10 protein-coding genes, 1 tRNA gene and 1 pseudogene are annotated in these 10,949 nt (G+C 66.8%); 6 read left to right on the top strand and 6 right to left on the bottom strand.

Translation table 11 applies throughout. The features are described from left to right. Positions 1-2: 2 nt before the first annotated feature. Positions 3-1,055, bottom strand: coding sequence for a helix-turn-helix transcriptional regulator (locus TVB01_RS07415; protein WP_422455268.1), 1,053 nt, complete (start codon positions 1,053-1,055; stop codon positions 3-5). A 125-nt stretch (positions 1,056-1,180) separates the two neighbouring features. On the opposite strand from TVB01_RS07415, the pseudogene TVB01_RS07410 reads away from it, so the two are divergent. Next, positions 1,181-1,369: pseudogene (locus TVB01_RS07410) on the top strand (hypothetical protein); the annotation flags it as partial. On the opposite strand, the gene TVB01_RS07405 reads toward TVB01_RS07410, so the two are convergent. Then, entirely contained in the window at positions 1,366-1,575 is a 210-nt protein-coding gene (locus tag TVB01_RS07405; RefSeq protein WP_422455267.1) for a hypothetical protein, read from the bottom strand. The pseudogene TVB01_RS07410 and the gene TVB01_RS07405 sit on opposite strands and share 4 nt — an antisense overlap. 81 nt (positions 1,576-1,656) lie before the next feature. On the opposite strand from TVB01_RS07405, the gene TVB01_RS07400 reads away from it, so the two are divergent. The 4 genes from TVB01_RS07400 (at position 1,657) to TVB01_RS07385 (ending at position 6,005) form a co-directional block, all read left to right on the top strand. Next, positions 1,657-2,778, top strand: a complete 1,122-nt coding sequence (locus TVB01_RS07400; protein WP_422455266.1) for a GlxA family transcriptional regulator — start codon at positions 1,657-1,659, stop codon at positions 2,776-2,778. A gap of 241 nt (positions 2,779-3,019) precedes the next feature. Then, complete coding sequence (locus TVB01_RS07395) at positions 3,020-4,060, top strand: secretion protein HlyD (RefSeq protein ID WP_422455265.1); 1,041 nt, start codon at positions 3,020-3,022, stop codon at positions 4,058-4,060. Beyond that, the gene (locus TVB01_RS07390) at positions 4,057-4,803 is read left to right on the top strand and encodes an ABC transporter ATP-binding protein (protein ID WP_422455264.1); all 747 of its coding nucleotides are present in this window, start codon (positions 4,057-4,059) and stop codon (positions 4,801-4,803) included. The genes TVB01_RS07395 and TVB01_RS07390 overlap by 4 nt, the downstream gene beginning before the upstream one ends. Next, the gene (locus TVB01_RS07385; protein ID WP_422455263.1) at positions 4,800-6,005 is read left to right on the top strand and encodes an ABC transporter permease; all 1,206 of its coding nucleotides are present in this window, start codon (positions 4,800-4,802) and stop codon (positions 6,003-6,005) included. Before TVB01_RS07390 ends, TVB01_RS07385 begins: the two co-directional genes overlap by 4 nt. Positions 6,006-6,071: 66 nt before the next feature. Here the strand turns inward: TVB01_RS07385 and TVB01_RS07380 are convergent. From TVB01_RS07380 to TVB01_RS07365, 4 genes are all read right to left on the bottom strand, one after another. After that, positions 6,072-6,144: transfer RNA gene (locus tag TVB01_RS07380), tRNA-Arg, on the bottom strand. Positions 6,145-6,242: 98 nt separating this feature from the next. Next, entirely contained in the window at positions 6,243-7,760 is a 1,518-nt protein-coding gene (locus TVB01_RS07375; protein WP_422455262.1) for an oxidoreductase, read from the bottom strand. After that, positions 7,757-8,638, bottom strand: coding sequence for an FAD:protein FMN transferase (locus tag TVB01_RS07370; RefSeq protein WP_422455261.1), 882 nt, complete (start codon positions 8,636-8,638; stop codon positions 7,757-7,759). The genes TVB01_RS07375 and TVB01_RS07370 overlap by 4 nt, the downstream gene beginning before the upstream one ends. Positions 8,639-8,645: 7 nt before the next feature. Beyond that, a complete protein-coding gene (locus tag TVB01_RS07365; protein WP_422455260.1) occupies positions 8,646-9,134 on the bottom strand; it encodes a hypothetical protein in 489 nt (162 codons plus the stop codon). Positions 9,135-9,298: 164 nt separating this feature from the next. On the opposite strand from TVB01_RS07365, the gene argS reads away from it, so the two are divergent. Then, complete coding sequence (gene argS, locus TVB01_RS07360) at positions 9,299-10,948, top strand: arginine--tRNA ligase (protein WP_422455259.1); 1,650 nt, start codon at positions 9,299-9,301, stop codon at positions 10,946-10,948. Position 10,949 lies beyond the last annotated feature (1 nt).

Genomic DNA, 10,949 nt, shown 5'->3' with positions numbered 1-10,949 from the left:
GTCTAGTGCGTGGGTGGAAGCGACTGCTTGCGGTGAACGGCGGGGCCGGGCTGCGAAGCGGGTGGAACCAGAGCCTCCTGCGCGTGAGGGAGGGCCCCGGCGGCGCGGGCAAGCAGCCCGGAGGCAGCGCGCGCCCGCTCCCGCATCTCCTCCGGAGCCAGGATTTCGAACTCCACTCCCATGCCTGCCATTCGAACCAGCGGCTGGTCCAGCGAGTCCCAGCCGCTGCGCAGCACGGTGTGTCCGGGGCCGTCGGCCTCCAGCACGGCAACCTCGGCGGGAACCTGTTCCGCCACCGACGCAAGCGGAGCCGCAATGCGGATCACGACGTCGTACTGGTAGGGGCTGCGGGTAATGGCAGACTGCACGTAAGCGGCGAGGTCCTTGGCGGGCAGGGGGCGGGGAGTGAAGCGCTCGCGGAGCACCGGCACCGACTGGCAGCGGTCCACCCGGAAGGTCCGCCAGTCATGGCGTTCGGTGCACCATGCCACCAGGTACCAGCGCCGTCCGGTGCTGACCAGCTTGTAGGGCTCCACGATGCGCCGTCCCTCAGCCGATTCGAGTGCCTGATACCGGAACGCCGCCGTGCGCCGCTCCGAGATCGCCGTCGAAAAGGCGGTCAGGATCTCCGGGTTCACTGCGGAGGCTGCCGCCGACGGACCGGCCAAAACACTCACCGACTGGCGCAGGGCGGAGAACTTGGGCCGCAGCCTGCCGGGGAGGACCTGTTCAAGCTTCACCAGGGCACGGATGGATGCTTCGCCAATGCCGGACACGGGTCCGGAAGCCACAGCGGTCAGGCCCAGGGCGACGGCGAGCGCTTCCTCGTCGTCGAGCAGCAGGGGAGGGAGCTGGGCTCCGGCGCCGAGCTGGTAGCCTCCGGCGATCCCGGGGGACGCTGAGATCGGATAACCGAGGCTGCGGAGCTTGCCGATGTCCCTCCGCACTGTGCGTTCCGTAACGGACATTCGATCGGCCAGAGCCGCGCCGGTCCATTCACGGCGCAGCTGCAGCAGGGAGAGCAGATGCAGCAGCCTTGCGGATGTCTCGAGCATGTTCCCAAAGCTACTCCGGGATGCGGACAGAAGCTGTCCTGGATGAAAACTAGTCTGGGTGCACTGACCTGACGAACCAGGACTCACCCAGCCGGGAGGAGCAGCCATGAGAGAGCACACCGAGACCCGTGGGACCTTCGGAAGGGGGATGGGCGGACGCACCGATGGCCACACTCGTCCTCCACATCCACAGGGAACTGATCCACCACCTGGCCGAAGTGGCCCTGCTGCGGGACCTGTATGCGCACCGGGGCCGGAACCCTGCGGCAGGGAGCGTGCAGGATGCTGCGGCCAGGGAAGGCGCCGGCGCCTAGTGCCGGGTCCAGCGGCGGGGCTGGTAGCGCTGGTCCAGGGACAGATCCCGGGGACCGGGCACATCCCAGAGGGCGTTGCCGTGCCACGGGCGGCCTGAGGACGCCGGCGGGAGATGACCACGGCCGTCAGTGTGGATGCCCCTCACCACGGCGGTGATGCTGAAGATGAGAAGCGCTATGACAGCTCCGGCCAGAAAGATTTCCATACCTCAAGGTTCATCCTGGCAGGGAGCAAAAATAAGTGGCAGAAACGACCATCACCGATAAGAAACTGCCATACTCGGGCCATGCTGAGATCTGTGGCAGCGATAGCTTTGGACAACGTGGGCTCCTTTGAACTGGGAATCCTTTCCGAAGTCTTTGGCCTTGACCGCTCGGGCCGCGGCACCGGGGTTCCGCGTTTCGATTTCCGGCTGGCCACGGACGTTCCCGGAGAAGTCCGGACATCATCGGGATACTCCATCAGGGTGGAAGCCGGGCTCGATGCCGTCCGGGACGCGGACCTGGTGGTGATGGCGCCTTTTGGCCGCTGGACACCTGAGCCGACGCCGGCGCCTGAACCGGTGCTCCAGGTACTGCGGGATGCCTGCGACCGCGGAGCATGGGTGCTCTCGGTCTGTACCGGTGCCTTTGCGCTCGCGGAAGCAGGGCTCCTGAACGGGAAGAAGGCAACCACGCACTGGCTGAACTCCCGCCAGCTTGCATCCCTTTATCCGCTGGTGGAGGTGGATGAGGACGTCCTGTACGTCCAGGCGGGAAACGTCGTCACCAGTGCGGGGACAGCAGCCGGTATCGACGCGGCGCTGCATCTGGTCCGGCTGGAGCTTGGAGCGAAGGCCGCCACGGCCATCGCCCGGGACATGGTGGTGCCGCCGCACCGCGATGGCGGACAGGCCCAGTACATTGACCGGCCGGTCTCCTCCAACGGCGTCGGCACCCTCGAAGGCCTCCTGGCCTGGATTGCCGCACACCTGGAACAGGAGCACTCGGTGACGGCGCTCGCCGCCAGGGAGCACATGTCCCCGCGCACCTTCGCGCGGCGGTTCAGATCGGAAACCGGCACGACCCCCGGCACCTGGATCAGTGCCCAGCGCGTCCAGCGCGCACAGGAACTGCTGGAAGACTCCGAACTGACCATCGAGGAGGTGGCCAGGGCGGCCGGGTTTGGGCAGGCAGTTCTGCTGAGGCACCATTTCAACCGCGAAGTCGGTATCAGCCCGGGTGCCTACCGGCGCGTCTTTCGTGGACGGGCTGACCGGCTGGGAAAGAGCAGCGGGAGCCGCTACGCCCTCCACCCGGCGCAGCCCGAATCCCGCGCGCAGTCCGCGCCTCGCACACAGCCCGCGCCTCGCACACAGCCCGCGTCTCGCACACAGCCCGCACCGCACTCGCAGGCCTCACGGTCCTAGGAGGCGTCCCGGGACCGTCCGGAAAACCGGCGGCTTTCAGCCTGTGGGTTGAACGATCCTCTCCCTACGGATGAAATCCGGGGGCCTGCGGAGTTTCCCGGGCGGCTGCGACCGCATGTGCTGGTAGTTTCCAAGGCATCTGCCGGAGCGCAGAGAGTGGCAGGCACACTGCCCCTCTCTGCCCGGACCGAACACGCAGCTGGCCCCACCCGGCAGCGCGCAACCGCAATGGAGTGTCTGCATGGGTGTCGTCCGACGCATAGTTTTCCCTGTCCTGTGGCTGGTGGTCTTCGCCGTTATTGCCGCAGCCCTGTTCAAGCTTGCCTTCCTCGACGGGATGCGTGCCGAAGCCCAGCCGCAGGTTCCCTCGGCCCAGCTGCAGACAGCAACTGTCCTGGCCGAACGTGCCGCAATCACGAATACCGTCGAGCTCCAAGGCTCCGTTGCCGCGGATCCCGTCATCCCGGTCCGCAGTACGGCCGACGGCGTGGTCGTCTTCCTCGACGCCGAAGCCGGCCGGCAGGTGGTGAAGGGCGAACGGTTGTTCCAGGTACGAAAGCCCCTGGAGGACCAGCCCGCTGCACCTCCCGCGTCCGACAGCGACGAACCCGTTGCTCCGCCGGCACCGCTCTACACTTTCGTGGACGTCATTGCACCGGCGGACGGGACCCTGAGCAGCTTCACCGTGCTCCTGAACCAGCAGGTCGCCGTCGGAACCGATATCGGCGCTATCGATCCGGGAACCTTCTCCGTGCAGGGCACCCTGAGCACTGACCAGCAGTTCCGGATCATGGACCGGCCAAACACCGCCGAGGTAACCATCAACGGCGGCCCGGCACCCTTCGCCTGCAGCGACGTCACCATGGGACGGACACCTCCTGCCGCCGAGGGCATCTCCACCCAGGCCCAGGCCCCCGGGGCCGGCTTCGGCCCGCCGGCTTCTCCGGAGGCGGGATCCGTGAGCTGCGCCGTGCCTGAAGGGGTGGCAGTGTTCGCAGGACTGGGCGCCTCCATTGCCATCACCGCCGGCCAGTCGCTCGACGCCGTCACCGTGCCCACCACCGCGGTCCAGGGACTGGTGCAAAACGGCATCGTCTGGGTCGTGGGCGAAGCGGGAAGCAGCGAAGAACGGCCCGTGGTCCTCGGCCTGACCGACGGCCAGGTTGTGGAAATCACCGAGGGCCTGAGCGAGGGCGAGGAAGTGCTGCTCTTCGTTCCCGGTGCCGAAGCACCCATGAACGAGGCAGGAATCATGTACGGTCCCGGAGTGATGGGCGGATGACCGGGGTTCCAGCCACACTCCTGGAAGCACCCGCCGGCACCGAAACCGGGCCGCTGGCCAGGTTGGAAGGTGTCACGCGCAGCGTTGCCCTGCCGGACGGAGAAAAGCTCACCATCCTGGACGGCGTCGACCTGCAGATCCACCCGGGCGAGCATATTTCGGTGGTGGGGCGCTCGGGATCGGGGAAATCAACCCTCCTGAACATCCTGGGGATGCTGGACCTTCCCACCTCCGGACGGATGGAGTTTGACGGTGTGCCGGTCGAATCCATGAGCGGCAATGCCAGGGCAGTTCGGCGTGGAAACGCCGTCGGCTTCATCTTTCAGCAGTTCAACCTCCTGCCCGAACGCACGGCACTGGAAAATGTCATGACGCCGTTGCTTTACGCCCGCGGCCGGACGTTCTGGCAGCGGGAACGGATAGCGGCCGGCATGCTGGAGCGGGTAGGCCTGGGGTCCCGGCTGCGGGACAAGCCGCAGAAGCTCTCCGGCGGAGAGCAGCAGCGGGTGGCTATCGCCCGGGCGCTGGTCCGCAGTCCGCGGCTGATCCTGGCAGACGAACCGACCGGTGCGCTGGACGTTGCCACCGGAGCGTCCGTGATGGCCCTGCTTTCGGACGTTGTGGCCGAATCAGGTGCTTCCCTGGTGACGATTACCCACGATCCGAACGTGGCCGCGCTGGCTGACCGGCACTACCTCCTTGACGCCGGACGCCTGCGCGCCGGGGAAGGGACCGAATCATGAGCCTGTCCGGAATGACCGCGGCGCTGGTGGAGGCCTGGACAGAGCTGCGGATCCACAAGGCACGGGTCCTGCTTGCCCTGGTTGGCGTAGCCCTGTCAGTGGCAGCGCTGACCGCCGTCGTCGCCCTGGCGGACATGGCCCGGGCGGCAATGGCCCAGGGCTCCGAAGCGCAAAGCGGCAGGCCGGCCACGCTGAGTGTCTCCGCGTATCCCAATGACGGGTCCCCGGCAGATGTCATGGCCCTCCGGGACGCCTATGACGCCACCGTGGAACGGTACGCCGTCAGCCACGCTTCGCTGTACCTGCCAACGGTCCTGCCGTTCCAGTTCCCCGACGGCGTTGCCCAGACCGAGACCGTGGTGGTGGACGCGGACTTCGGCACCATGCGCCGCGTCAACCTTTCCTCCGGTTCCTGGTTCACCGAGGCAGACTCCTCCCGGCTGGCTCCTGCCGTGATCATCAACGAAGCGTTCCACGCCCGGCTGGGCTATCCGGACCTTGCCGCCGATCCCGTGGTGGAGATTTGGAACGGAAAGCCGGTCAATGCGGTGATCACCGGCGTCCGGGTGAATTCGTGGGATGAGGAGCCTGCGGCGGCGTACATGCTGACCGATGCCTATGACCGGCTCGGGGCAGCGGAAAGCCTGATGGGCGCTGTGCCGATGCTGGAACTCTGGGTTCCGGAGGAGATCGCCGAGCCGCTGCAGCACGCCATCACGGCAGACCTGACGGCGCAGTTCCCGGGCATGCAGCCCAACGTGTACCGCAGCGACTATGCCGCCTGGGGCGATCCGTACGCCGTCATGACGCTGGTGGTAGGCGGCATAGCCGGCATGGTGATGCTTCTCGGGGCCGTGGGCCTGCTGAATATCTCCATGGTGACCGTCAGGCACAGGGTCCGGGAGATCGGCATCCGGCGCAGCTTCGGCGCCACCTCCGGCAGGATCTTCTTTGGCGTCCTGCTTGAGTCCGTGGTCGCAACGTTTGCGGCAGGTGTCGTCGGCGTGATGGCTGCCGTCGCGGTCGTTAAGCTTCCGATCGTGCAGGAGCAGATTGCGTTCGGAGTAACGGAGCTGCCCCCGTTCCCGGTCACGGCAGCGATTCTGGGGCTGGCGGCGGCTACCGCTGTCGGGACCCTGGCCGGCCTAATTCCCGCGCTGGTGGCGGTGCGGGTGAAGGTCATCGACGCCATCAGGTACTAGGAGTACCCGCGGAAACAAAAACCCCCGCTGCCGGTATGGCAGCGGGGGTTTTCCCTGCAATTTACGTGCCCTCGATAGGATTCGAACCTACGGCCTGTTGCTCCGGAGGCAACCGCTCTATCCCCTGAGCTACGAGGGCGGGACACCGGCGAACCGGTACGTCCTGCAGGGACTAAAGAAGCTTAGCAGGTTCTTGGCGGTGCCCGGAAACCGTTTCCTGATTCCCCGCCCGGACAGCTAATAGCCGAGGAAGGGGTCGGTGTGCACGCGGCGGACGCCGGCTGACCGGACCTCCCGGCGGACGTAGGCAACGGCCGACGGCGATCCGGCCAGGAACGCTGTCCGCTCGGCTGCGTCCGGCACGGCCTCGCGCAGGCGCGCCCCGTCCGGCAGCCCGGGTCCCAGCCACCTCCAGCCGGGAACCCCGGGATCCTCCGGTGTGCAGACCAGAACCCGCACGTCCATCTCCGCCAGTTCCCCGGCATACGCCAGCTCTGCCGCAGAGGATGCCGCGTAAACGAGGACGATGTCGCGTCCCGCGGCTTCCGCGGAGCGCAGCTGGCTGATGAACGGGGTAATCCCGATCCCGGAGGCAACCAGCAGCAGCTTGCTGGAGCTGTCACGGGGGAGTTGGAAGTCCCCGCCGACGGACGTTGCGGAGAGCCTGGCTCCGGGCTTCAGCGCCAGCAGCTTGGTCTTGAAGGAACTGCCCGGTTCGGAGACGCGAAGACCAAGGGACACGGTGGAGCCGTCTGCCGGATCAGAGGTGATGCTGAAAACACGCCGCAGTCCGCGTCCGTCCGGGTTGGGGTGCGGCAGGCTCAGCTCCAGGTACTGGCCGGCGCGGAAACGCAGCGGACGCGCCGGCTCGAAGACGAGCTCCCGTGAGGTGGGGGTGAGCTCCCGTGCCTCGCGCAGCTGCAGGCTGATGCCTCCGCGCTGGCCCACGGCGAAAGCCAGCAGGTTGCCGATCAGAAGTGCCAGCTCCGGCGACATGAACACCGGCCCCACGGAGAGCGGCGTCGCGAACAGGACACCGACGACGGCGGCTTCCGCGAGCCGCTGCCGGCGCAGCGGCGGCAGGGTCAGCGGCTCGGAAAGCATGAACCCGGCGAAGAACAGGATGGGATAGGACGTGAATGCCGTGGCCAGCCCTTCCAGGACCGGCTCGCCGGAAACCGCGAAGCGCGTACCCACAATCGCCGCGGCGACGAGGACGAACACCCCGGCCATGGGCAGCAGGCGGCTGCGGTAGAGCACCAGGAAGGCGGCAGGCAGGACCACGACGAGCATCAGCGGAGCAGCCACCCACCAGACGGGCACGTTCAAGCCGGTAAAACCAATAACGACGGCGCCGAGGGCGGCCGGGTTGAAGATGTGCCGGCGGCGCCAGACGAGGATGTATTTCGACGCCGTGGCGGCAAAGGCAGCCAGTGCGATAGTGCCAAGTTCGGGACCGTCAGTGGTCGGCCAGAAAAGGAAAAACAGCAGCAGGCCGGTGATGATGGCCGAGTCCGTCATCGGGAAGGTGCGGAACAGCAGCCCCATGACCCGGCTCGCCACCAGCGTGGAGACAACGGAAGTGACCAGCGTGGCCGCCAGTTCAGCGGGTGTGTAATGAAGTGCGCCGGTCAGGGAGAGCACAAATGACCACGCCGCCATGGCCAGCAGCAGTACCACCAGCATGCGGTACATGCTCATCTTGCCCAGCAGGCGCTGCAGCCGTGCGGTGGGCAGGCTCAGGGATACGGTCATGAAAAAAGGACTCCAGCCATAGCGGGTGAATACTGTGCCCGGCCGTCGGAGAACATCCGGACGTAGTCGAAGTCGAACTCTGCGGCGAGCAGTGAGGGGTCGGTCAGGAAGAGGGCCGTTGCCAGCCCGTCCGCAGTCATGGCGTCCGGGGCCAGGACCCAGGTTGCGGCCACCGCCTCCACGGGACGGCCGGTGGAGGCGTCGAGTACGTGGTGCAGGCCTTCTCCCCAGGTGCGGCGGCTGGCTGCCGACGCACAAAGAGAGCGCCCTGCAACTTCGACGACGCCAATGGCCTGCGTGGAATCGTAAGGGTGTTCCAGCGCCACGCGGACGCCCGGCGTTCCGGAATGGCGCATGTCCGATCCGGCATCTACCACTACCGAAGCATATCCGCGGAAGACCAGCAGCTCCCAGACAAGGTCCACGAGCTGTCCCTTGCCTGCCGCTCCCACATCGACTGTGGCGGGACGGTCCAGCACCAGTTCCACCCCGCCGGCCGGTCCGTGAACCGGGCGCCAGGACGCCGCGGAGCGCCAGGAGGGGGCAGCGACGGCGGGGCCCTGCGGCTGCAGCCGGTAGCCGGCGCCGTAGCCCAGCTGCTCCAATGATCCGCCGACCAGCGGATTGAGCCTGCCTCCGGTCAGTGCCTCGAGCCGGTCGAAGAGCTGGAACAGCGCGGCGGTGTAGCCGGGGAGGACCGCGGTTCCCGCCCCGCGGCCCAGCGTGCCCAGCACTGAATCCGGGCGGAAGCGGGACAGCGCCGCGTCATACTCTGCGATGAGCCCGGCCACGGCAGCCCGGGCTGCGGAGTCCACCGGCCTCTCCGTGGTGATGACCCACCGGGTGCCGATCGCCTCGAAACCGTACTCCTCGTTCACGGGATTCCTAGCTGCCGGCCTCAGCCTTGATCTGCTCCAGTGCCTTGTTGAAGCCCTGGCTGGTCAGCGAGGACCCGGCGACCTTGCCGACGTCCAGGCTGTCGATGGGTTTTCCGACAACCTCCTTCTGGATGCCGTCGGTGAATTCGGCCTGGTAGCGCTTGGACGTCGGATTATTGCCCGACGGCGAGACCTCCACGGCGGTCACGGTGCCGCCGGAGAGCGTCATCGTCACCGTGACTTCCTCCTGCTTGTTCGACGGCGGGATGTAGGAACCCGTCCCGGTGTACTCGCCGTCGGCGTAGGTAACAGAGCCGGAGGCAGGGCCCGTGGCTGTGCTGCCGGCAGTGGAAGAGGCAGAAGAGGCAGCGTCAGAAACAGGAGCCGGGGCGGCAGGCTCGTCCTGTGCGGTTCCGGACGAGCCGCAGCCTGCAGTACCCAGCAGCGCCACGCCGGCAACAGCGGTGAGGAGGGGTTTTTTGGCCTGCGATTTCACTGTCGGTCTCCTTTAGGAAGCGGAAGAATGTTCAACCTTTATTACAGCGCATGAATCCTGAGGGTTTCCTGTGGGAGCCCGCTTCGCCGAACCCCAACAGCCGCCGGGACCGGCCCAAATCCGCACAATAAGGGCCCGGAGCGCGTCCCCGCTATGCTTAACCGGTGACTCCTGAAGAACTTTCCTCTGCCGTAACCGCCTGCCTCAAAGACGCCATCGATGCGGGTGACTTCAGCATCGAGCTTCCCTCCGAGGTACGCGTGGAGCGCCCCAAGAACCGCGACCACGGCGACTGGGCCACGAACATCGCCCTCCAGCTCTCCAAGCAGGCCGGCATGAACCCCCGCCAGTTCGCGCAGATCCTCTCCTCCCGGCTGGAGAAGATCGACGGCGTCGCCAAGGTGGACATTGCCGGTCCCGGGTTCCTGAACATTACGCTCGACGCCGGTGCCGCCGGCGAGCTGGCCAAGGCCATCGTCGAAGCGGGCCCCGCCTACGGGCGTTCCGATGCGCTCTCCGGCACCAGGATCAACCTTGAGTTCGTTTCGGCAAACCCCACCGGACCGATCCACCTCGGCGGTACCCGCTGGGCCGCAGTCGGCGACGCGCTGGCCCGGGTCTTCCAGTCCCAGGGCGCAGAGGTCACCCGCGAGTACTACTTCAATGACCACGGAGCGCAGATCGACCGCTTCGCCCGGTCCCTGATGGCCTCTGCCAAGGGTGAGCCGGCTCCGGAGGACGGCTACGCCGGCGCGTACATCGAGGACATCACCGCACGCGTGCTTGCCGTCGAACCGAACATCCTCGACCTGCCCGAGGTTGAGGCGCAGGAGCGTTTCCGTGCCATCGGCGTGGATCTGATGTTCGGCGATATCAAGGAGTCGCTGCACAACTTCGGCGTCGATTTCGACGTCTACTTCCACGAAGACTCCCTTCACGAGGACGGGCACGTGGAAAAGCTGCTGGAGCAGCTCAAGGGTTCGAAGAACCTGTACGAGAAGGACGGCGCCTGGTGGCTGAACTCCACCGAGTTCGGCGACGACAAGGACCGGGTGGTCATCAAGTCCGACGGCAACGCTGCCTACATCGCCGGCGACATCGCCTACATCCAGAACAAGCGCGAGCGCGGCTTTGACCTGAACATCTACATGCTCGGTGCCGACCACCACGGCTACGTGGCACGGCTGAAGGCCGCTGCTGCTGCACTGGGCCACGACCCGGAATGCGTCGAGGTGCTGATCGGCCAGATGGTGAACCTGGTCAAGGACGGCAAGCCGGTCCGGATGTCCAAGCGCGCCGGCACGGTGGTGACGCTCGAGGACCTCGTGGACGCCGTCGGCGTGGACGCTGCCCGCTACACCCTGGCCCGGTTCTCTGCCGACTCCAACATCGACGTGGACCTGGACCTGCTCACCAAGCGCAGCAACGAGAACCCCGTGTTCTATGTGCAGTACGCCCACGCCCGGACGTACGCGCTGGCCCGGAACGCAGAGGCGGCAGGCGTGGACGATTCCGCCTTCGATGCGTCGCTGCTCACGCACCCGACGGAAGGCGCGCTGCTCGCAGCGCTGGGCCAGTACCCCGGCGTCGTTGCGCAGGCCAGTGTTTTCCGCGAACCGCACCGCGTGGCCCGCCACCTGGAGGTCATCGCCGGAACCTACCACCGCTGGTACGACGCGTGCCGGATTGCCCCGCAGAACGGCGAGGAGGTCACCGACGTCAACCGCACCCGACTGTGGCTGAACTTCGCTGCCCGCCAGGTTCTGGCTAACGGGCTGGACCTGCTGGGCGTTTCCGCGCCGGAACGGATGTAGG

Source organism: Arthrobacter sp. 7Tela_A1 (genome assembly GCF_049311065.1).
Classification (GTDB): domain Bacteria; phylum Actinomycetota; class Actinomycetes; order Actinomycetales; family Micrococcaceae; genus Arthrobacter_B.
Note: the sequence above shows the minus strand (reverse complement) of the source record. Positions and strands in the feature narration are given on the sequence as shown.

Bases quoted from the DNA above. Each gene is read 5' to 3' on its own strand.
- TVB01_RS07415 (WP_422455268.1), bottom strand. From the start codon at position 1,055: ATGCTCGAGACATCCGCAAGGCTGCTGCATCTGCTCTCCCTGCTGCAG.
- TVB01_RS07405 (WP_422455267.1), bottom strand. From the start codon at position 1,575: ATGGAAATCTTTCTGGCCGGAGCTGTCATAGCGCTTCTCATCTTCAGC.
- TVB01_RS07400 (WP_422455266.1), top strand. From the start codon at position 1,657: ATGCTGAGATCTGTGGCAGCGATAGCTTTGGACAACGTGGGCTCCTTT.
- TVB01_RS07395 (WP_422455265.1), top strand. From the start codon at position 3,020: ATGGGTGTCGTCCGACGCATAGTTTTCCCTGTCCTGTGGCTGGTGGTC.
- TVB01_RS07390 (WP_422455264.1), top strand. From the start codon at position 4,057: ATGACCGGGGTTCCAGCCACACTCCTGGAAGCACCCGCCGGCACCGAA.
- TVB01_RS07385 (WP_422455263.1), top strand. From the start codon at position 4,800: ATGAGCCTGTCCGGAATGACCGCGGCGCTGGTGGAGGCCTGGACAGAG.
- TVB01_RS07375 (WP_422455262.1), bottom strand. From the start codon at position 7,760: ATGACCGTATCCCTGAGCCTGCCCACCGCACGGCTGCAGCGCCTGCTG.